At 61.9% G+C, this 21029-nt stretch carries 21 protein-coding genes and 1 tRNA gene; 11 read left to right on the top strand and 11 right to left on the bottom strand.

The annotated features are described in order from the left end of the window. Window positions 1-20: 20 nt before the first annotated feature. The 5 genes from BUC40_RS03325 to BUC40_RS03305 form a co-directional block, all read right to left on the bottom strand. Window positions 21-710: an ABC transporter permease gene (locus tag BUC40_RS03325; protein ID WP_073262580.1), complete on the bottom strand. Its 690-nt coding sequence runs from the start codon at window positions 708-710 to the stop codon at window positions 21-23. Then, window positions 707-1402, bottom strand: coding sequence for an ABC transporter permease (locus BUC40_RS03320; protein WP_073262578.1), 696 nt, complete (start codon window positions 1400-1402; stop codon window positions 707-709). Before BUC40_RS03320 ends, BUC40_RS03325 begins: the two co-directional genes overlap by 4 nt. Before the next feature lie 46 nt (window positions 1403-1448). After that, window positions 1449-2201 (bottom strand): ABC transporter substrate-binding protein, encoded by a 753-nt coding sequence (locus BUC40_RS03315; protein WP_073262576.1) that lies wholly within the window; start codon window positions 2199-2201, stop codon window positions 1449-1451. Between the two features lie 18 nt (window positions 2202-2219). After that, window positions 2220-2993, bottom strand: coding sequence for an ABC transporter ATP-binding protein (locus tag BUC40_RS03310; protein ID WP_073262574.1), 774 nt, complete (start codon window positions 2991-2993; stop codon window positions 2220-2222). Between the two features lie 271 nt (window positions 2994-3264). Further along, on the bottom strand, window positions 3265-3618 hold the full coding sequence (locus BUC40_RS03305; protein ID WP_425272910.1) for a response regulator: 354 nt from the start codon (window positions 3616-3618) through the stop codon (window positions 3265-3267). A 408-nt stretch (window positions 3619-4026) separates the two neighbouring features. Between BUC40_RS03305 and BUC40_RS03300 the strand changes: the two genes are divergently transcribed. The 5 genes from BUC40_RS03300 to BUC40_RS03280 are packed head-to-tail and all read left to right on the top strand — an operon-like array spanning window position 4027 to window position 10528. After that, window positions 4027-7497 carry a response regulator gene (locus BUC40_RS03300; protein ID WP_073262570.1) on the top strand — a complete coding sequence of 1157 codons (3471 nt, stop codon included), beginning with the start codon at window positions 4027-4029 and terminating at the stop codon, window positions 7495-7497. Window position 7498: 1 nt separating this feature from the next. After that, window positions 7499-8317 (top strand): CheR family methyltransferase, encoded by an 819-nt coding sequence (locus BUC40_RS03295; RefSeq protein ID WP_073262568.1) that lies wholly within the window; start codon window positions 7499-7501, stop codon window positions 8315-8317. A gap of 2 nt (window positions 8318-8319) precedes the next feature. Next, window positions 8320-8901, top strand: coding sequence for a chemotaxis protein CheB (locus BUC40_RS03290; protein WP_244160596.1), 582 nt, complete (start codon window positions 8320-8322; stop codon window positions 8899-8901). After that, the gene (locus BUC40_RS03285; protein WP_073262564.1) at window positions 8895-10097 is read left to right on the top strand and encodes a hybrid sensor histidine kinase/response regulator; all 1203 of its coding nucleotides are present in this window, start codon (window positions 8895-8897) and stop codon (window positions 10095-10097) included. The genes BUC40_RS03290 and BUC40_RS03285 overlap by 7 nt, the downstream gene beginning before the upstream one ends. Before the next feature lie 56 nt (window positions 10098-10153). Continuing rightward, window positions 10154-10528, top strand: coding sequence for a response regulator (locus BUC40_RS03280; protein ID WP_073262562.1), 375 nt, complete (start codon window positions 10154-10156; stop codon window positions 10526-10528). A gap of 383 nt (window positions 10529-10911) precedes the next feature. Here BUC40_RS03280 and BUC40_RS03275 read toward each other — a convergent pair whose 3' ends face one another. The 6 genes from BUC40_RS03275 to BUC40_RS03250 all read right to left on the bottom strand — a co-directional run bounded on the left by BUC40_RS03275 (window position 10912) and on the right by BUC40_RS03250 (window position 15376). After that, on the bottom strand, window positions 10912-11097 hold the full coding sequence (locus BUC40_RS03275) for a hypothetical protein (protein ID WP_073262560.1): 186 nt from the start codon (window positions 11095-11097) through the stop codon (window positions 10912-10914). Window positions 11098-11200: 103 nt separating this feature from the next. Continuing rightward, window positions 11201-11521, bottom strand: a complete 321-nt coding sequence (locus BUC40_RS03270) for a YdcA family protein (RefSeq protein WP_073262558.1) — start codon at window positions 11519-11521, stop codon at window positions 11201-11203. Between the two features lie 116 nt (window positions 11522-11637). Next, window positions 11638-11713, bottom strand: a tRNA-Phe gene (locus BUC40_RS03265). Window positions 11714-11802: 89 nt separating this feature from the next. After that, window positions 11803-12075: an oxidative damage protection protein gene (locus BUC40_RS03260; RefSeq protein WP_073262556.1), complete on the bottom strand. Its 273-nt coding sequence runs from the start codon at window positions 12073-12075 to the stop codon at window positions 11803-11805. Next, the gene (gene mutY / locus BUC40_RS03255; protein WP_073262553.1) at window positions 12072-13139 is read right to left on the bottom strand and encodes an A/G-specific adenine glycosylase; all 1068 of its coding nucleotides are present in this window, start codon (window positions 13137-13139) and stop codon (window positions 12072-12074) included. Before mutY ends, BUC40_RS03260 begins: the two co-directional genes overlap by 4 nt. After that, a complete protein-coding gene (locus BUC40_RS03250; protein ID WP_073262551.1) occupies window positions 13136-15376 on the bottom strand; it encodes an AsmA family protein in 2241 nt (746 codons plus the stop codon). Before BUC40_RS03250 ends, mutY begins: the two co-directional genes overlap by 4 nt. 614 nt (window positions 15377-15990) lie before the next feature. On the opposite strand from BUC40_RS03250, the gene BUC40_RS03245 reads away from it, so the two are divergent. The 6 genes from BUC40_RS03245 (at window position 15991) to hisF (ending at window position 20967) form a co-directional block, all read left to right on the top strand. Next, window positions 15991-17649: an OFA family MFS transporter gene (locus tag BUC40_RS03245; protein WP_073262550.1), complete on the top strand. Its 1659-nt coding sequence runs from the start codon at window positions 15991-15993 to the stop codon at window positions 17647-17649. A gap of 207 nt (window positions 17650-17856) precedes the next feature. Beyond that, on the top strand, window positions 17857-18450 hold the full coding sequence (gene hisB / locus BUC40_RS03240; RefSeq protein ID WP_073263855.1) for an imidazoleglycerol-phosphate dehydratase HisB: 594 nt from the start codon (window positions 17857-17859) through the stop codon (window positions 18448-18450). Next, on the top strand, window positions 18450-19088 hold the full coding sequence (gene hisH / locus BUC40_RS03235; RefSeq protein WP_073262548.1) for an imidazole glycerol phosphate synthase subunit HisH: 639 nt from the start codon (window positions 18450-18452) through the stop codon (window positions 19086-19088). Before hisB ends, hisH begins: the two co-directional genes overlap by 1 nt. Beyond that, the gene (locus tag BUC40_RS03230; RefSeq protein ID WP_073262546.1) at window positions 19089-19343 is read left to right on the top strand and encodes a DUF2164 domain-containing protein; all 255 of its coding nucleotides are present in this window, start codon (window positions 19089-19091) and stop codon (window positions 19341-19343) included. Between the two features lie 38 nt (window positions 19344-19381). Then, window positions 19382-20119: a 1-(5-phosphoribosyl)-5-[(5-phosphoribosylamino)methylideneamino]imidazole-4-carboxamide isomerase gene (hisA, locus tag BUC40_RS03225; RefSeq protein ID WP_073262544.1), complete on the top strand. Its 738-nt coding sequence runs from the start codon at window positions 19382-19384 to the stop codon at window positions 20117-20119. Window positions 20120-20196: 77 nt separating this feature from the next. After that, complete coding sequence (gene hisF / locus BUC40_RS03220; RefSeq protein WP_073262542.1) at window positions 20197-20967, top strand: imidazole glycerol phosphate synthase subunit HisF; 771 nt, start codon at window positions 20197-20199, stop codon at window positions 20965-20967. The last annotated feature ends 62 nt before the right edge of the window (window positions 20968-21029 follow it).

Below are 21029 nucleotides of genomic sequence, written 5' to 3'. Positions count from 1 at the left end.
GGGACCTGCGCCCCGCCACTCTATCGGCCCTGGCAGGCGTCGACGCGCAGCCAGCGTTCCAGCAGTTTGAAGGCGTTGATCAGCGCGAAGGTGATCACTAGATAGAACACCCCGGCTGCGAAGAAGCCTTCCACCGGCAGGTAGGTACGTGCGTTCATGGTGCGCGCCATGCCGGTCAGTTCCAGCAAGGTCACCGTGCTGGCCAGGGCGCTGGCCTTGAGCATCAGGATCACTTCGTTGCTGTAAGCCGGCAGGCCAATGCGCGCCGCCCGTGGCAGCACTATGTGCAGCATCGACTGCGCCCGCGACATGCCCAGCGCCCGGGCGGCTTCGATTTCACCCGGCGGCACGGACTGGATGGCGCCGCGCAGAATTTCGGCGATATAAGCGGTGGTGTGCAACGTCATGGTGATCACTGCGCACCAATATGGGTCGCGCAGGTACGGCCAGAGCGGGCCTTGGCGCACCGCGTCGAACTGCGCCAGGCCGTAATAGACCAGAAACAGTTGCACCAGCAGCGGCGTGCCGCGGAAAAAGAAGATGTAGCCGTAAGGCACGGCGCGCACGTACCAGTGGCGTGAAGCGCGAGCGATGCCGGTCGGAATGGCCAGAATCAGGCCGAGGACGACCGCCACTGCGACCAGTTCGATGGTCAGCAGAGCGCCTTGGGCCAGGCGTGGCAACCAGGTAATGATGACGTCCCAGTTCATGCCTCACTCCGCTTGAAGCCGCGGCTGGCACGCTTCTCGAGGAAGTGCAGGCCAATCATGGCGATGACGGTCAGGCCCAGGTAGATAAAGGCGGCGACCATATAAAAGGTGAACGGCTCCTTGCTGGCGGTCACGGCGATCTGCGAGCGGCGCATCAACTCGTTGAGGCCGATGACCGATACCAGCGCGGTGTCTTTCATCAGGATCATGAACAGGTTGCCGAGGCCGGGCAGGGCGATGCGCCACATCTGCGGCATTACCAGGCGCCAGAGAATGCGGCCCTTGGAGAGCCCAAGTGCCTGGCCAGCTTCGCGATGGCCTTTGGGGATCGCCAGGATCGCGCCACGAAACACTTCGGTGGCGTAGGCGCCAAAGCACAAGCCCAGGGCGATCACGCCAGCGGCGAATGGCGACAGCTCGAGGCTCTCCATGCCAAGTATTTCGGCGAGGCCACGCATCAGGCCCACGGTGCCGAAATAGATCAGCAGTACCCAAAGCAATTCGGGCACACCGCGAACCAGGGTCGAATAAGTGCCGCCAAGCCATTGCAACGGCTTGTACGGAGAAGTCTTGGCAAAGGCGCCGAGCAGGCCAAGCACCAAACCGACGCACAGCGCGCTAAGCGCCAGCTGGACTGTCATCAGGGTGCCGGCGGCCAGGGCCGGGCCGAATCCGGAAAGATCGAAATTCATGGAAACTCAAGCGCCCGCGCCGCCATTGGCGGCGCGGGCAGGCTGCTTAGTAGATGCTGAAAGGGAAGTACTTGTCGTTGATCTTCTTGTAGGTGCCGTCGGCAACGATTTCGGCCAGGGCCTTGTTCAGGCGCTCGCGCAGAGCATCACCTTTACGTACGGCAATACCGATCTTGTCGTTGTCGAATACCGGGTCGCCCTTGAATTCGAAGCCTTTGCCGGCATCGCTTTTCAGCCATTCCCAGTTCACGAAGGTATCGGCCAGCACACCGTCAACGCGGCCGGAGGCCAGGTCGAGGTAGGCGTTTTCCTGAGTGTCGTAGAGTTTCACGTCAACCACGCCGCCCATGTTGTCTTCCAGCCAGGTACCGGCGATGGTTGCGCGCTGGGCACCGATTACCTTGCCTTTCAGGCTGGCTTTGTCGGTCTTGAAGTCACTGCCTTTGGGGGCGATGAACTGCAGCTTGTTGGTGTAGTACGGGTCTGTGAAGTCCACCGCCTGCTGGCGCTCTTCGGTGATCGACATGGAGGCGATCAGGAAGTCGAACTTCTTGGCGTTCAGGGCCGGGATGATGCCGTCCCAGTCGGAGGTGACCACTTCGCACTCGGCCTTCATCTTGGCGCACAGGGCCTGGCCGATTTCCACGTCGAAGCCGCCGACCTGGCCGCTGGCGTCGATGAGGTTGAAGGGCGGGTAAGCGCCTTCGGTACCGATCTTCAGTTTGTCAGCAGCGACGGCACCCGTGCCGAAAGCCAGAGTGGCGGCAGCTGCCAGCAGAATCTTTTTATAGCTATGCATGCGTGATTGCTCCGTGTTTTAACGATTGCTGGACATGAATTGTTTGCAGCGCGCCGACTTCGGGTTGTCGAACACCTGATCCGGCGATCCCTGTTCTTCCACCACACCCTGATGCAGAAACACCACTTCACTGGACACCTGGCGAGCGAAGCTCATCTCGTGGGTCACCAGCAGCATGGTGCGGCCTTCATCGGCGAGCGCGCGGATCACAGTAAGCACTTCTTGTACCATTTCCGGGTCGAGGGCCGAAGTCGGTTCATCGAACAGGATAACTTTTGGCTGCATCGCAAGGGTGCGGGCAATGGCCGCACGCTGTTGCTGGCCACCGGACAGTTGGTTCGGGTAGGCATGGCGTTTGTCGGCGATGCCGACTTTGGCCAGCAGCGCTTCGGCAATCTCGGTGGCTTCGGCCTTGCTCTTGCCGAGCACGCGGCGCGGCGCTTCGGTGATGTTGTCCAGCACCGTCATGTGTGGCCAGAGGTTGAAGTTCTGGAATACGAAACCGATTTCGCTGCGCAGGCGGTTGATCTGGCGGTTGTCTGCAGCCACCAGTTCGCCGTTCTTCTGCGCTTTGAGCTTGAGTTCTTCACCGGCCACGATGATCTGGCCCTGATGGGGATTTTCCAGCAGGTTCACGCAGCGCAGGAAGGTCGACTTGCCCGAGCCGGACGAGCCGAGAATGGAGATCACGTCACCGTCGCGTGCCGTGAGGGAAATGCCCTTGAGCACTTCGAGGTCGCCATAGCGTTTGTGCAGATTGCGGATTTCCAGCGCGGGCGCGGCCTCAGCCATCAAACAGTCCTCTTAATTCTTATGCGGATAGGATCCGTGTACGGCGGGGCTGTGGGCTGCAAACCTAGCATAGGCACCAGGAGGCGCCAAGGTTGCTGCTTGCCCGCTGCCGCTACGGTTGCAGGGGTGTCGCATCATCGCAGCCTGTTGTCGCCCCGCTGCAAAACAGGCGGCAAACAGGTCACGGTTAGAAAAAGACGCGCACCCTACTGATATCCGTCTCGCAATTCCAGTGCCAGGAGGCCGTTTGACCGATCTGGAGCCAGAAGTGTCAGTTGCCGAGCATGCTCTGCACCTTGTCGCGCAGGGCATCGAGTGAAAAGGGTTTGCCGATGATGGCGGTGTGATTGGCCGGTTCGCTCTTGTCGATCTCGACGCTTTCGGCGTAACCGCTGGCGAATAGAACTTTGAGCTCCGGACGCAGTTGGCGGGCCGCGACGGCCAGCTCCTGACCGCTCATGCCGGGCAGACCGATGTCGGTCATCAACAGGTCGATGGGCTCGTCGCTACGCAAGACCTGCAGCGCCTGCTGCGCTTCGGCTGCTTCGGTCACGCTGTAGTCGAGCTCTTCGAGCACCTCCACGGTGAGCATGCGCACCACATCGGAGTCCTCCACAAGGAGGATTCGCTGGCCGGCGGTTGCTGCGCTGGGAGCTAGGTCTGACAACGGCGTTACCTCTGATAAAGGATGGTGAAACCGCTGAGCGTCCTGGCGGGCGGTTGGCCTACCCACACAGCGTGTTTCAGAACCGCGTTGGCGGCAGGCCGCCTAGCATGGCACGAATCTGATGCGTGGGCTGCATTGCGAGCGTGCCGCCCGGCTGAAAAAACGCGCATTCAATGGTTGCAGCAGGTGACCGAAAGCGCTTTTGCACCGCGATGAAAAAATAACTCGAACCCTTGGCACCTTGCCATGATCCAAGCGCGCGGAAGACTAAACGCCGGCGTTGGATTAACCCATGATGGCGCATTAATATCCGCCGTTCGTCAAAACAACGACCTATAACTGCCGCAACACAGCCAGGGATCCGCGATGCCCAACAGCACAATTGATGAGAACAGCTTCAAGCGTATTCTGCGGCGCAATGTCGCCTTGCCGCTTGGCGTGGGCGTGGTCAGCGCGGTGTTCTTCGTGGCGCTGATCGTCTACCTGCTCAACGTATTAGGCTGGGTGCAGCACACCGACCGGGTGCTCAACAATGCCAGTGAGTCTCTGAAGCTTTCCATCGACCAGGAGACCGGCTTTCGCGGCTATCTGCTCTCCGGTGATGTGCGCTTTCTGCAGCCTTACGAGGTCGCCAAACCGCGCGTCCGCGCCGAGATGCAGACCCTAAACGAGCTGGTGGCCGACAACCCGCTGCAGGTGGAGCGGCTGCGCAGCATCGCCGCCCTGCAGGACGAGTGGACTGCCTTCGCCCAGGGAGCCATCGCCGCCAAGCGTGACGGTGGCAACTTTCTGGACCCGGTGCGCGACGGCCGCGGCAAGCAGCTGACCGATGCCATCCGTGACGAATACGGCGCCTTCATCGCCATGGAGCAGCGTCTGCGCGAGGAGCGCAACAACGCCGCCAGCAACACCGCGATCATCACCATTGCGCTGTTTCTGCTGTTCACTCTGCTGTTCAGCGGAGGCCTAGCGATTTTCGGGCGGCGTGAGCTGATGCGGCTGACGGACACCTACAGTGCGATCCTCAAGAAGCAGGAAGAGCATAACGAGCGCATGCAGGCCCAGGCCTGGCTGCGCAACGGGCAGAACCTGATGGCCGAGCGGCTGATCGGCCAGCAGGCGCTGCCGGTGCTGGGGCGCAACACCCTGGAGTTTCTGGCCAGCCACCTGGATGCCGCGGTGGGCGCGCTGTACGTGCGCGAGGAGCACGGCAACCTGCGCCGTGTAGCGACCTATGGCTTCTCCCGCGAGCACGAAAATGCCGAGCAGTCGTTCTACAGCGCCGAAGGCATGGTCGGCCGCGTGGCCCATGACCGCCGCCTGCTGATTCTCGATAACCTGCCGGCCGACTACCTGAAGGTCAGCTCCGGCCTTGGCGAGGGCAAGCCGCTGGTAGTGGCTGTGCTGCCGGTCAGCAACGATGGCGACGTCAATGGCGTGGTCGAGCTGGGCTTCTTGCGCCCCTTGAGCGAGCGTGACAGCGAGTTCCTGGAACAGATCGCAGCGAGCATCGGCGCGTCGGTGGAGGCGGCTCGCTACCGCCATCGCCTGCAGGAAATCCTCGCTGAAACCCAGCAGCTCAACGAAGAGCTGCAGGTGCAGCAGGAAGAACTGAAAACCGCCAACGAAGAGCTCGAAGAGCAATCGCGGGCGCTCAAGGAGTCCCAGGCGCACCTGGAAACCCAGCAGGCGGAGCTGGAGCAGAGCAACGAGCAGCTGTCGATGCAGCGCGATGCTCTGGACGATCGCAACAGCGCCCTGCGCGAGGCTCAGCATCAGCTCGAAGAGCGCGCCGAGGAGCTGCAGCGTGCCAGTCGCTACAAGTCCGAATTCCTTGCCAACATGTCCCACGAGCTGCGCACGCCGCTCAACAGCTCGCTGATCCTGGCCAAGCTGCTTGCCGACAACCCCAAGGGCAATCTGGACGCCGAGCAGGTCAAGTTCGCCGACTCGATCTACTCCGCGGGCAACGATCTGCTCAACCTGATCAACGACATCCTCGACATTTCCAAGGTCGAGGCCGGCAAGCTCGACCTGCGCCCGGAGAACACCAACGTGGTGCGTCTGGCGCAGAGCCTGGAAGCCACCTTCCAGCCGGTTGCCGGCGAGAAGCAGCTGGGCTTCAACGTCGAGATCGGCGATGACCTACCGCGTTCGCTGTACACCGACCGCCTGCGCGTCGAGCAGATTCTCAAGAACCTGCTCTCCAACGCCTTCAAATTCACCGAGCAGGGCCAGGTCAGCCTGAGCGTCATCCGGGTCGACGAGGGCGTTTCGTTCGCCGTGCGCGACAGTGGTATCGGCATCCCCAAAGAACAGCAGGAATATATCTTCGAGGCGTTCCGTCAGGCCGATGGCACCACCAACCGGCGCTTCGGCGGTACCGGCCTGGGGCTGTCGATTTCCCGCGATCTGGCGGCCCTGCTGGGCGGCTCGATCAGCGTGATGAGTACGCCGGGCGAGGGCAGCGTATTCACCCTGGTGCTGCCGCTGAGCTGTCCGGTAAGCGAAGAAGAAATCCTGCTGCCCGCCGCCCAGCCAGCCGCGCTGCTGCCCAAGGTGGCGCCTGCTGCCGTGGCGCAGCCGGCCAAGGGCGAGGCCGCGCGCAGCGTGCCGGTATTCGCGGACGACCGCGGCATGTCGGTGCTTGGTGGGCGCAGCGTGCTGGTGATCGAAGACGAGCCGCAGTTCGCGCATATTCTCTATGACCTGGCCCATGAGCTGGATTACCGCTGCTTGGTCGCCCACAGCGCCCAGGACGGTCTGGAGCTGGCCACCTCGCACCGTCCCGACGCCATCCTGCTAGACATGCGCCTGCCAGACGTTTCCGGCCTGTCGGTGCTTCAGCGTCTCAAGGAAAACCCCGGCACCCGGCATATTCCGGTGCACGTGATTTCCGTCGAGGACATGGCCGAAGCTGCGCTGCACATGGGCGCAGTCGGTTATGCACAGAAGCCTGCCACCCGTGACCAGCTCAAGGGCGTGTTCAGCAAGCTCGAGGAGCGGCTGACTCAGAAAATGCGCCGCGTGCTGGTGGTCGAGGACGACAAGCTGCAGCGCGACAGCATCGCCCGGCTGATCGGCGATGACGACATCGAGATCGTTGCCGTCGAGTTCGGCGAGCAGGCGCTGGAGCAGCTGCGCCACCACATCTTCGATTGCATGATCATCGACCTCAAATTGCCGGACATGCAGGGCGACGAGCTGCTGGCGCGCATGGGCAGCGAGAACATCCGCTGCTTCCCGCCGGTGATCGTCTACACCGGCCGCAACCTGACCCGCGCCGAGGAAGCCGAGCTGCTCAAGTACTCGCGCTCGATTATCATCAAGGGCGCGCGCTCGCCAGAGCGTCTGCTCGACGAGGTGACACTGTTCCTGCACATGGTCGAGTCCGAGCTGTCCAGCGAGCGGCAGAGCATGCTCAAGACCGCGCGCAGCCGCGACCGCGTGTTCGAAGGGCGGCGCATCCTGCTGGTCGATGACGACGTGCGCAACATCTTCGCCCTCACCAGCGCCCTGGAGCACAAGGGTGCTCAGGTCGAGGTCGCGCGCAACGGCCGCGAGGCCATCGAGAAGCTCGAAGCGGTGAGCGACATCGACCTGGTGCTGATGGACGTGATGATGCCGGAGATGGACGGCTACGAAGCCACCCGGCGCATCCGTGAGAATGCGCGCTGGCGTAAGCTGCCGATCATTGCGGTAACCGCCAAGGCGATGAAAGACGATCAGGACCTGTGCATGAAGGCTGGTGCCAACGATTACCTGGCCAAGCCCATCGACCTGGATCGGCTGTTCTCGCTGATCCGTGTGTGGCTGCCGAAGCTGGAGCGCATCTGAGATGTCCGACCGCACGCAGGATATCGAGCTGCGCCTGCTGATCGAAGCGATCTACCTGCAGTACAGCTACGACTTTCGCGACTACTCCGGCTCTTCGCTGAAGCGCCGGATCGTGCACGCCATGCGGCAGTTCGACTGCGCGAGCATCTCAGAGCTGCAGGCGCGGATCATCCACGACCCGGCGGCGTTCATGCAGTTGCTGCAGTTCCTCACCATCCCGGTCAGTGAGATGTTCCGCGACCCGAGCTACTTCCTGGCATTGCGCCAGGAGGTGGTGCCGTTCCTGCGTACCTATCCGTCGCTCAAATTGTGGGTGGCCGGCTGCAGCACGGGGGAGGAGGTGTATTCGCTGGCCATCCTGCTGCACGAGGAAGGCCTTCTGGAGCGCTCGATCATCTATGCCACCGACATCAATCCGCACTCGCTGAACAAGGCCAAGCGCGGCATCTTCCCGATCGACAACATGCGCCTGTACAGCGAGAACTATCAGCGCTCCGGCGGCAAGGGCTCGCTTTCCGATTACTACACGGCCGCCTACGACGGCGCGCTGTTCGAGCGCTTTCTGTGTGCCAACGTGACCTTCGCCGATCACAGCCTGGCGACCGACAGCGTGTTCTCGGAAACCCAGTTCATCTCCTGTCGCAATGTTTTGATCTACTTCAACAAGAACCTGCAGGATCGCGCTTTTGGGCTGTTCCACGAGTCCCTCGGGCATCGCGGCTTTCTCGGCCTGGGTAGCAAGGAGAGTCTCGATTTCTCGGCCTATGCCGGGCGCTTCGAGGCGTTGAATCGGCAGGAACGGGTGTTTCGCAAGTTATGAACATGCCTGTCCGTAAACCCGAGCTCGTCGTGGTCGGCGCCTCGGCCGGTGGCGTGGAAGCGCTGCTCGCCCTGTTCGAAGGGCTGCCGGCAGGCTACGGTTTACCGCTGGTGGTGGTGCTGCACCTGCCGGATGGCCGCGAAAGTCTGTTGGCGGATCTGTTCGCCCGGCGCCTGGCGCTACGGGTCAAGGAAGCGCAGGACAAGGAAGCGCTGCAGCCGGGCACGCTGTATTTTGCCGCGCCCGGTTACCACCTGTGCATCGAGGCGGACCGCAGTTTTTCCTACAGTCGTGAGGAGCCGGTGCATTTTTCCCGGCCCTCGATCGATTATCTGTTCGAGTCAGCGGCCGATGCCTATGGTGCAAAGGTCATGGGCATATTGCTGACAGGTGCCAATCAGGATGGCGCTGCCGGGCTGTACACAATAAAACAGCGGGGCGGTGTGACCGTGGTGCAGGATCCGCAAGAGGCGCAGGTTGCGACCATGCCTGAAGCGGCTCTGGCGCTGCACCAACCCGATTACATTCTTACTTTGCGGGGCATCCTCGCATTGCTAGCCGAACTGGACTCACGCCCATGTTGAGTAGCACCGGATGCAAACTACTGATCGTCGATGATCTGCCGGAGAACTTACTGGCACTCGAGGCGTTGATCCGCCGTGATGATCGCGAGGTGTTCAAGGCTCAGTGCGCTGATGACGCGCTGGTGTTGCTGCTCGAGCACGAGTTCGCCCTGGCCATTCTCGACGTGCAGATGCCCGGCATGAACGGCTTCGAACTCGCCGAGCTGATGCGCGGTACCGAGAAGACCAAGCACATCCCCATCGTGTTCGTCAGTGCTGCCGGCCGCGAGATGAACTACGCGTTCAAGGGCTATGAGAGCGGCGCCGTGGACTTTCTCTATAAGCCGCTGGATATACAAGCGGTGCAGAGCAAGGTGGCGGTTTTCGTCGACCTCTATCGTCAGCGCAAGGTCATGGCCCAGCAGCTCGAAGCGCTCGAGCGCGCGCGTCAGGAACAGGATGCCTTGCTCGCCGAACTGCGCTCCACTCAGGGCGAGCTGCAGCACGCCGTGCGCATGCGTGATGACTTCATGTCCATCGTCTCCCACGAGCTGCGCACGCCGCTCAATGGGCTGATTCTCGACACTCAACTGCGCAAGATGCACCTGGCCAAGGGCAACCTCACCGCGTTCAGCGAAGACAAACTTGGTGCCATGTTCGACCGCGACGAGCGGCAGATTCACAGTCTCATCCGCCTCATTGAAGACATGCTCGACGTGTCGCGCATCCGCACCGGCAAATTGTCGATTCGTCCGGTGGAGTTCGACCTGGCGCAGACCGTGCGCAACGTCGCCGAGAACTTCGCCCAGCAGATGGCCGTCGCCGGCTGCGATCTGCAGCTGGACAGCGATGAAGTGCTGCGTGGCAGCTGGGATCAGTTCCGTATCGAACAGGTAATCAGCAACCTGCTCAGCAACGCCCTGCGCTACGGTTCGGGCCGCCCCATCGAAGTGCGTGCCCGTTCCGCAGAAGACGGCGTGCGTGTCGAAGTACGTGACCACGGCATCGGTATTTCCATGGAGAACCAGCGGCGCATCTTCCAGCAGTTCGAGCGTGCGGTGAGCAGCGAATCGGTCGCTGGCTTGGGGCTTGGTCTGTTCATCTCCGACCAGATCGTCAAGGCCCATGGCGGGCGTATCGAAGTGCAGAGCAGCCTGGGGCAGGGCTCGCTGTTCAGCGTCTGGCTGCCGCGCGGCAAGCGCGTGGAGATAGGTTGAACTCGCCCGGCGCAGAGGGTCGAAGCGAAGGAGCAGAAATAGGCAGGAGCAGGGCAATGAATGATGTGACACGCACCGTACTGATTGTCGAGGACGACCCGCTACTGCTCATGCTGCTGGCCGAATACCTGCAGGGCGAGGGCTACCACGTGCTGCAGGCCGACTGCGCCACCGATGCCTTCGCCATCCTCGCCACCAAGCCGCATCTGGATCTATTGATTACCGACTTCCGTCTGCCCGGCGGCGTCTCCGGCGTGCGCATCGCCGAACCAGCCCTGCTGCTGCGCCCGGACCTCAAGGTGATCTTCATCAGCGGCCACCCCGCCGAAGTGCGCGAAACCGGCAGCGCCTTGCTCGACTCGGCGCCGCTGCTGAGTAAGCCCTTCACCTTGGAAACCTTGAGCACGCAGATCGCCCATCTGCTTGATTGACCAGCAGATGTCCGTTCATGCCCAACCAGGCCATGCCCATAATCTCGCGGGCATAGCCTGCTCCCACGGCCGCTAACTCCAGATAGGTGAAGGCGTAAGTAAGAGCCCGGGGCATCGCTTCGCTCAGCCCGGCTAAACGGCCCTAAGCTGAAACAGCTATCGACACCGGACACTTGTGGGAGCGCGCCATGCGCGCGAACGATGATGGGAACGCCGTCGCTGGCATGGTCAGCACGTAGGATGGGTGGAGGCGCTACCCGATCTGATGTCCGTCGCGCATATTAAAGCGCCGTAACCCATCAAGCATCCCAACGAGCACGTGCGCCCCGCCATATGGAATACGAACCTGGGTATCGCTTCGCTCAACCCAGGCTACGGGTCATTCAGCGCTTCTCCGGACGAGGCTTGCCCGGCTCCTCGATCGGACGCTGCGGGCTGAACGGGCTATCTGGATCATCGACGATAGAGCCAGGATCCTCGTTACCCGGATCGTTGATCGGTATCTCGTTTGGCTCTACCGGTGGCTGCTTTGGATCGTTGGCGGCATTCAACGCGATATTGAGGTGCATGGCTGGCTCCGGTTGCATGAGGCCTGCACTGTCTGCGCGGGCAATACCATGTTGAGTGTGGGGAGAGGATGGGCGTTCAGCGTATCCGTCAGGTGGCCCTGGTCTATTTACGGCTGTAGCTTTTGTTGCCGCTGCTGGTCATGCAGTACTGGCCGCCTCGCGAGCCTGTGCATAGCGTGCCGCTGCCACAGGGGCAGTCACCCGTAGCCTCGCCGGTGGCGCGCAGCGTTCTGCTGCCTGCGCCCGAGCGTTCGGCGCTGCAGTTGCGCTTGCTGCCACTGATGGAACCGTCATTACAAACAAACAGCGGGCCATCGCAGCGCGCGATACCGCCCTTGCTACCCGAGCAAGGCGTGTTGGCAGCATTGCCCAGCAATGGCAGCGTCAGCAGGAGCACCAACAATCCGATCAGGCGAATGCTCATGCGCGCGGCTCCAGCCTTGAAGCGCCAGGGGAGGGGATAAATTGCAGGCATTAAAAAACCGGCGCTAGGCCGGTTCTTTAATTCTCGGATGGTGCATGCACCACCTGAGTAGAAGGTGGTGCCCAGGGACGGAATCGAACCGCCGACACGGGGATTTTCAATCCCCTGCTCTACCGACTGAGCTACCTGGGCAACGGCGCGTATTAAACGGTTTTAGCCTTGGGGTGTCAAACCTTTTTTGGAAAATATTTAAATATTCCGGGCGCTTACGTCTTCAGGCCTTATTCGCTGGGCGGCACGTAGCCTTCGGCCTGGGCGTAGTCTTCGCCGGACAGGAACTTGTCCATCTCGGCCTGCAGGAATTTGCGGTCTTCGGCGTTCATCATGTTCAGGCGACGCTCGTTGATCAGCAGGGTCTGGTGCTTCTGCCACTCATCCCAGGCTTGCTTGGAGACGTTCTGGAAGATGTCTTCGCCCTTGGCGCCAGGGTAGGGCGCGCGGTCGAGGCCGGGGAGTTCCTGTTTGTGCTTGCGGCACATCACGGTGCGGGTCATGCCATTTCTCCTGTATGCAGTGCGTCGGCCGCGCGTTTGAGCAGCTTCTTGACCGGGGCGGCGAGGCCCAGGCGCGGCGGGGTGGCGAGGTTATACCAGAGCCAGTCGGCCTCGGCCACGAAGCCGGGTACGCCGTCGACCTCTATCAGCCAGGGGTCGATGGTCAGCTGGAAGTGGCTGAAGGTGTGAGTCAGACCGTCGAGTTGGCGACGTTCGCCGAGGCGCAGCTGGTGCTGGTCGGCGAGCCCGCTCAGGGCATCGAGGTCGTCGAGCTCCGGCAGGCTCCACAGGCCGCCCCAGAGACCGGTTGAAGGCCGCCGGTAGAGCAGTACGGCGCCGTCGCGGCTGGCCAGCATCGGCATCAGGGTGCGTTTCTGCGGCAGTTCCTTGCGCGGCTTGGCGACCGGGTAGCGAATCTCCAGGCCGAGCAAGTGCGCCTCACAGCCGCTCTGCACCGGGCAGAGCAGGCAGGTGGGTTTGCTGCGCGTACAGAGCGTGGCGCCAAGATCCATCATCGCCTGGGTGTAATGGTTGACCCGCTCCTCGGGCAGGAAACGCTCGGCCACCGCCCACAGCTGCTTGGCCACCTTGGGCTCGCCCGGATAGCCTTCCTGGGCGACGAAACGGGCCAGTACGCGCTTGACGTTGCCGTCGAGAATCGGCGCACGCAGGCCCATGCTCAGGCTGGCGATGGCGCCGGCGGTGGAGCGGCCGATGCCGGGCAGTTCGGTGAGTGCTTCGACGCTGCGCGGAAACTCGCCGCCGTGCTCGCGCATGACGATCTGTGCAGTCTTCTGCAGGTTGCGGGCACGGGTGTAGTAACCCAGGCCTGTCCATAGATGCAGCACTTCGTCTTCCGGCGCTTCGGCCAGGTCGCGCACGGTGGGCAACGCGGTCATAAAGCGGTCGAAGTAGCCGAGCACGGTGCTGACCTGGGTCTGCTGCAGCATGATTTCCGAGACCCACACGCGGTAGGGCGTGATGTTCTGCTGCCAGGGCAGATCCTTGCGACCGTGTGCGTCGTACCAGCGCAGTACGGCGCTGGAGAATTGCTCGGGGGTCATCGCTTGAACAGGCCCTTGAGTGCATCTTTGAGTTCCGGGCTGACTTTGTCGCCAAGCTTCTCTTCGAGTTTCTCGTTGATGCGGTCGCCGGCCAGTTTGGCGGCGACCTTGCCCATGCCTTCCTGATCCAGGCGGCAGGCCTTGGCGCCGAGCTCCAGTGGGCCGCGGCAGTGTAGCGGCCAGGCGATGCCGACGTAGCGCTGGTTGACCTCGCAAGCCGGGTCCGGCATTTCGCGCTGGTCGCCTTCGATGGTGATGCCGACGCGGTAGTCCAGGCCCAGTACGCGCAGGTCCAGGTCGCCTTCGCCGGCTACGCTCAGGCCAGGGATGCGCGCCTGCAGATCGGGGTTGCTGGCTACGCCGTTGCGGATGCTTAGGCTGCCCTGCAGGCGTTCGAACGGTGTGTCCTTGCTACGCGGTTCGCTGCTCAACTGCTTGCGGTTGAGGGTGGAGATGCCACGGCAAAGTTGCTGCTCCAGGTTGGCGTCGACCAGTACGCCATCCTTGAGCATGAAGCTGGCGGTGCCGTTGAGGGCGTCGACCCAGGCTTTCTGGCTGTTGCCGCTGGTGGTCAGATCACTGTTCAGGTCGAGCAGGCCCTTGAGCGGCGAGGGGCGTTGTTCGTCCTTGAGGAAGGGTTCGACCGGCATGTCGCTCAGCTGGGTGTGCAGGCTGAGTACCGGTACGGCGGGGCGGACATCGGCGTCAGCCTTGATGGCGAAGCTGCCGTTACCGAGGTTGCCGCGCAGCTCTTCCAGGTTCAGCGCGCCGCCCTGACTGCGAGCCTTGAGGCTGACGTTGCTGAGCGCCTGCTTTTGCAGGGTCATTTGCTCAAGCGTCAGGTTGGTCTGCAGATCGAGCTTGCGCAGGGTCGGGATCGGCAGCACCTCGCTGGAACTCCAGGCGTGCTGGGTCGGTGCGTTGGGCACCGGCGTGGTACCCGCCTGGCCGGCATTGGCGACGGTTTCACGTACCTCGGCCTTGCGCGCCGAGTCGGCGTCCTTCTTGTCCTTCTTGTCCTTGCTGGCAGGTGGCAGGTAGCGGTCGAGGTCGAGTTTGTCGCCCTTGAGCTGCACGCGCAGCGCCTGCTTGGCGAAATCGGCCACGGCGATCTTGCCGGTAAAGGTGCTGTCATCGAGCTTGAGGGTCAGCTCGTCCAGCGACAGGCTGTTGGCGGTGCCGCCCAGCTGGGTGACCAGCTCGAATTGCGCCAGGGTTTTCTCGTCGCTCATCGGTGGCAGCTTCTGACCCAGGCTGGCGAGAAACTCACGCAGGTTGACCTGCGCCACGGACAAGCCGCCAGACAGTTTCGGCTCGCTCTGCAGGTCGCGAACCTTCAGTTCGCCCAGGGCACGCAGCTGGTTGGCAGACAGCTTGAGGCCGTTCCACTCGGCAACCTGCGCGGCCAGGTCGACCAGCAGTTGGCCCTGTGCAGCGTAGGTCAGGGTCTGTCCATTGAACGGTTCGCCGGATGCCTCGCCGGACAGGCGTGCATCTTCGAGCTGGTAGCGCTTGAGGGCGCGGTCGAAGCGCAGTTCGCCCTGCAGTTCGGTGCGCGCGCGCATCACCGGCTTGTTGCTGCCGAAGAAGGCGCTTAGCTTGATCGGCACGCCGGCGCCTTCGCGGATTGCTCCGGTGGTGAGTTGAATGCTTTCGGCGCTGAATTGCTGGCCCTTCTGGGCGTCGCGGTAGTCCACCCGGGCACCATTGACGATCAGGCTGTCGATATCCAGCTTGATCGGCTGGCCGCCGCTTTCCTGGGCCGGCTCGCTTGATGCTTGCGATGCGTCATTGGCAGCGCTCTGCTCGGTCGGCGTTTCGCCTGGTTTGGCGGCCGGTCGGCCGACGTCTTCCCAGTTGCCGTGGCCGTTTTCGTCGCGCTGCAGGTCGAGGTTCAGGCCATCGACGCGGATGTCGCTCATCTGCACTTCCTTGCGCAGCAGTGGCAGCACACGCACCGACAGGCCGAGCAAGCGCAGGTTGGCGAATGGCTTGTCCGGCGTGCTGGCGCTGGCCAGCGTGGCGTCGGTTAGCTCCAGGCCCAGCCAGGGGAACAGGCTCCAGCCAATGTCGCCGTTGAGGGTCAACTCAAGGTTGGCCTTGTCCCGCGCCAGCTGGCGGATTTCATCTTTGTAATCGTTGGGATCGAAGAGGTGAGTCAGGGCAAAGCCCAACGCCACGATGATCAGCATTAGTCCGAGGAAGAACAGACCCAGGATTTTGCCGAGCGCTTTCATGGACGAGTCCTATGCAGTGACGAGAAATATTAATCCGCGAGTATAACGCCCACGGCGCAGCCACGGTTAAAGGCTGTGGCAGATGCGTGTGGTCTGGTTCGCGGCCGTTGGCGGCGAGTCGAGCTGCCTCGCTCGTGCTGATAGACCATCATTAGCCGAGATTTGCGGCATCCAATCTTGCAGATTTACCCCACGTGCCCGATACAGCGGTACTCATGCGTGAGGCAGGGCAGTTAATGTCGGTGCGAAACCGAGGGTCGGCTATGCTGTGGCGCAGGTGTTGATCTTGCTATGCCTGCCTTTGGCAATCGAACTGTCACTCGTGCTCGGTACTGTTGCGCCGTGTCGGGTGATCGGTAAGCGTGTATTTTGGCGCCGGTTTTCTACCGGCTGTCGATTAAAGCCCAAATCAATACCCAGAAAGGTGCTGTAGAGCCGCAAAACTATCGCTTGGGTAGTTGCAAAGCGACCATGGCGATGTGACACAATGCCACGGGGAGCTAGCGACCAGCTAGAACGAATGGACTCTCCCGTACTTACTTGTTGTTTGGCGATGCTTCTATCGAGGTTTCGCCAGTAATTACCTGTTTGCCAACCTAATCAGAGAAGAAAACATGACTGACGCCACCGTGCAAAACGGTGCTTCGGCGACGCCTGCATTCCTGTCCAAGGAGCGCATCATCGCTAAGCCCGGTTTCAACCGCTGGCTGGTTCCGCCAGCTGCTCTCGCCATCCACCTGTGCATCGGCATGGCCTACGGTTTCTCCGTATTTTGGCTGCCGTTGTCCAAGGCCATTGGTATCACCGCGCCAGTGGCATGTGCGGCTGACATTGGTTTCTTCGAACAGATCTTCGCCAGCAACTGCGACTGGCAGATCTCCATGCTGGGTTGGATCTACACCCTGTTCTTCGTGTTCCTGGGGTGCGCGGCTGCTGTATGGGGCGGCTGGCTGGAGCACGCAGGTCCGCGTAAAGCGGGTCTGGTTTCGGCCGTGTGCTGGTGTGGTGGTCTGCTGATCTCCGCGCTGGGTATCTATACCCACCAGATCTGGCTGATGTGGGTCGGTTCCGGTGTAATCGGTGGTATCGGTCTGGGCCTGGGCTACATTTCCCCAGTATCGACGCTGATCAAGTGGTTCCCGGACAAGCGCGGTATGGCGACCGGTATGGCCATCATGGGCTTCGGTGGCGGCGCGATGGTCGGTGCTCCGCTGGCTGCAGCACTGATGGGCCACTTCTCCAGCGAAACTGATGTCGGTGTATGGCAGAGCTTCGTGGTCATGGCGGTGATCTACTTCATCTTCATGGTCGGCGGTGCGCTGGCTTACCGCGTTCCGCCAACTGGCTGGAAACCGGCTGGCTGGGTTGCTCCGGCAGCCAAGGCCAGCAACGCCATGATCACCCAGGGCCACGTACACGTGAACACTGCGTGGAAAACCCCGCAGTTCTGGCTGGTCTGGGCCGTGCTGTGCCTGAACGTATCGGCTGGTATCGGCATCATCGGCATGGCTTCGCCAATGCTGCAGGAAGTGTTCGGTGGCAAGCTGATCGGCGTGAACGTGCCCTTCGGTGAGCTGAGCAAAGATCAATTGATGCAGATCGCTGCGATCGCTGCCGGCTTCACCGGTCTGCTTAGCCTGTTCAACATCGGTGGCCGCTTCTTCTGGGCATCGTTCTCCGACCTGATCGGCCGTAAAGCGACCTACTTCGTGTTCTTCGCGCTGGGTTTCACCCTGTACGCGCTGGTTCCGTGGACTGGTCACCTGGGCAGCATCGCGCTGTTCGTGTTCGCCTTCTGCCTGATCCTGTCGATGTACGGCGGCGGTTTCGCAACCGTTCCGGCCTACCTGGCTGACCTGTTCGGTACTCAGATGGTTGGCGCGATCCACGGTCGCCTGCTGACAGCCTGGGCCTTCGCTGGCGTGCTGGGCCCGGTACTGGTGAACTACCTGCGTGAGTATCAGCTGAGCATTGGCGTTCAACGCGCTGCCGCTTACGACATCACTCTGTACATCCTCGCTGGCCTGCTGGTGCTGGGCTTCATCTGCAACCTGCTGGTCCGCCCTGTGGATCCCAAGTACTTCATGACCGAAGCAGAGCTGGCCGCCGAGCGTGCCCATGGTGAGAAATCCAAGCCGTCCACTGCCGAGCTGGAGTGGGCTGCCGATCCGTCGAGCAAACCGCTGGTGATCGCTGCCTGGCTTGCCGTTGGTCTGCCGCTGGCGTGGGGTGTTTGGATTACCCTGCAGAAGACTGCCGTACTGTTCCAGTAACAGTATGACGTCTTGAAAATCCCGCTGACGCCTCGTGCGTCAGCGGGATTTTTTATGCCTGCGATTTAGCTCTATAGAGGCGAGCGTCTTACTGCGTTGTGGTGCAGCGTGCGCCTTCGCGCCATTTTTGCCGGATGGCTTTATCGGTTCGCTGCTTATCAGCCTATAATGCTCGCCCTTTCGCCCAACGATTTTGTGGAGCAGGTGATGGCCGAACGTACGGCATCCGTCGAGCGCAACACCCTGGAGACCCAGATCAAGGTCTCGATCAATCTGGATGGCAGCGGCAAGGCCACCTTCGATACCGGCGTGCCGTTCTTCGAGCACATGCTCGATCAGATCGCCCGCCATGGTCTGATCGACCTGGACATCTTCTGCAAGGGCGACCTGCACATCGATGATCACCACACCGTCGAAGACGTCGGTATCACTCTCGGCAAGGCGTTCGCAGAGGCTGTTGGCGACAAGAAAGGCATGACCCGTTACGGCCATTCCTACGTGCCGCTGGATGAAGCGCTGTCACGCGTGGTGATCGACTTCTCCGGTCGCCCAGGCTTGCAGATGCACGTGCCGTTCACCCGTGCGGTGGTTGGCGGCTTCGATGTCGACCTGTTCCAGGAATTCTTCCAGGGCTTCGTCAACCACGCTCAGGTTAGCCTGCACATCGACAACCTGCGTGGTGTGAACACCCATCACCAGATCGAAACCGTGTTCAAGGCCTTCGGTCGTGCGCTGCGCATGGCCGTCGAGCTCGACCCGCGCATGGCCGGGCAGATGCCATCGACCAAGGGCGTTCTCTGATGCAGACGGTAGCCGTCATCGATTACGGCATGGGTAACCTGCACTCGGTGGCCAAGGCGCTGGAGCACGTGGGGGCCGGGCGCGTACTGGTGACCAGCGACGCTCAGGTAATCCGTGAAGCCGACCGCGTGGTGTTTCCCGGCGTCGGTGCGATCCGCGATTGCATGGCCGAGATTCGCCGCTTGGGTTTTGATGAGCTGGTGCGTGAAGTCAGCCAGGATCGTCCGTTCCTAGGCATCTGTGTGGGCATGCAAGCGCTGCTCGAGCGCAGCGAAGAGAACGACGGCGTCGATTGCATCGGCCTGTTCCCCGGCCAAGTACGTTTCTTCGGTAAGGGCATGGTTGAAGACGGCGAGCCGCTGAAAGTCCCCCATATGGGCTGGAATGAGGTGAGCCAGGCGGTCAATCACCCGCTGTGGCACAGCATTCCGGATCAGGCGCGCTTCTACTTCGTGCACAGTTATTACATCGAAGCTGGCAAGCCTCAGCAGGTCGTTGGCCGTGGTCATTACGGTAAGGATTTCGCCGCAGCGCTAGCCGACGGTTCGCGCTTTGCCGTGCAGTTTCACCCCGAGAAGAGCCACACCCACGGCCTGCAATTGCTGCAGAACTTCGCTGCCTGGGATGGCCGCTGGTAAATGGCCAGGCTCAAGAGCCCGATTCTCACGCTCACGCCCGAGCAGGAAAGCGATGCGGTGCACAAGTTGCAGCGCTTTCTGAGCGAGCGTTTCGAGCTGGAACTGGGTTCGTTCGAGGTGCTGGAGCTACTCGAATTGTTCGGCCGCGATATCGCCCCGCATTACTACAACCGAGCGGTCAATGACGCGCACACTCTGCTGCGCGAGCGCTTCGAAAGCCTCGAAGTCGACCTGTGGGCGCTCGAGAAAGACTGATTCCAGCTACGGCTGACTGAACAAGAAAGGTGCTGCAGATGCTGATTATCCCCGCTATCGACCTCAAGGACGGTGCCTGCGTACGCCTGCGCCAGGGCCGCATGGAAGATTCCACGGTGTTCTCCGATGACCCGGTGAGCATGGCTGCCAAGTGGGTCGAGGGCGGCTGCCGTCGTCTGCACCTGGTCGACCTCAATGGCGCCTTCGAAGGCCAGCCAGTCAATGGCGAAGTAGTCACCGCCATCGCCAAGCGTTACCCGAACCTGCCGATCCAGATCGGCGGCGGCATCCGCTCGCTGGAAACCATCGAGCACTACGTCAAGGCCGGCGTCAGCTACGTGATCATCGGCACCAAGGCGGTGAAAGACCCGCAGTTCGTCACCGACGCCTGCAAAGCGTTCCCGGGCAAGGTCATCGTCGGTCTGGACGCCAAGGACGGTTTCGTCGCCACCGACGGCTGGGCGGAAGTCAGCAGCGTGCAGGCCACCGATCTGGCCAAGCGCTTCGAGGCTGATGGTGTGTCGGCGATCGTCTACACCGACATCGCCAAAGACGGCATGATGCAGGGCTGCAACGTCGAAGCCACCGCCGCGCTGGCCGCTGCCAGCCGCATTCCGGTGATCGCTTCCGGTGGCATCCACAACCTCGGTGATATCGAGAAGCTGCTGCTGGCCCGCTCGCCAGGCATCGTCGGCGCCATCACCGGCCGCGCGATTTATGAAGGCACCCTGGACGTGGCTGAAGCGCAGGCGTTCTGCGACAACTTCAAGGTTTAAACCGTAGGGCGGGTGAAGCCCGCCGCAACTGACGCAATCTTTATCGGTGGGTTGCACCCACCCTACGGGAGCTCCGTATGGCACTGGCTAAGCGCATCATCCCCTGCCTCGACGTTGATAACGGCCGCGTGGTCAAGGGCGTCAAGTTCGAGAACATCCGCGATGCCGGCGACCCGGTGGAGATCGCTCGCCGCTACGATGAGCAGGGTGCCGATGAGATTACCTTCCTCGATATCACCGCCAGCGTCGATGGTCGCGATACCACGCTGCACACCGTCGAGCGCATGGCCAGCCAGGTGTTTATCCCGCTGACCGTGGGCGGTGGCGTGCGTACCGTGATGGACATCCGCAACCTGCTCAATGCCGGCGCCGACAAGGTGTCGATCAACACCGCCGCAGTTTTCACCCCCGAGTTCGTTGGCGAAGCAGCGTCGCGCTTCGGTTCGCAGTGCATCGTGGTCGCCATCGACGCCAAGAAGGTCTCCGGCCCGGGCGAGACGCCGCGCTGGGAAATCTTCACCCATGGCGGCCGCAAGCCCACCGGGCTGGACGCCGTGCAGTGGGCGATGAAGATGGAAGGCCTGGGCGCCGGCGAGATCCTGCTGACCAGCATGGATCAGGACGGCGTGAAGAGTGGCTATGACCTGGGCGTGACCCGCGCCATCAGCGAGGCGGTCGGTATTCCGGTGATCGCTTCCGGTGGCGTCGGCAACCTGCAGCACCTGGCCGACGGCATCCTCGAAGGCAAGGCTGCTGCGGTGCTGGCAGCGAGCATCTTCCACTTTGGCGAATACACCGTGCCCGAAGCGAAGGCCTACATGGCCAGCCGCGGTATCGTGGTGCGCTGATGTTTCATACCTCAGGGGCGTGCAGGGCGCCTCTGCGTTTTCTCTTCGCCCTGCATTCTCAG

Origin of the sequence: Phytopseudomonas punonensis (assembly GCF_900142655.1) — a bacterium.
In the GTDB taxonomy this organism is placed as follows: domain Bacteria; phylum Pseudomonadota; class Gammaproteobacteria; order Pseudomonadales; family Pseudomonadaceae; genus Aquipseudomonas; species Aquipseudomonas punonensis.
The sequence above is the reverse complement of the archived record's forward strand: the minus strand, read 5'-3'. Positions and strand labels throughout refer to the sequence as shown.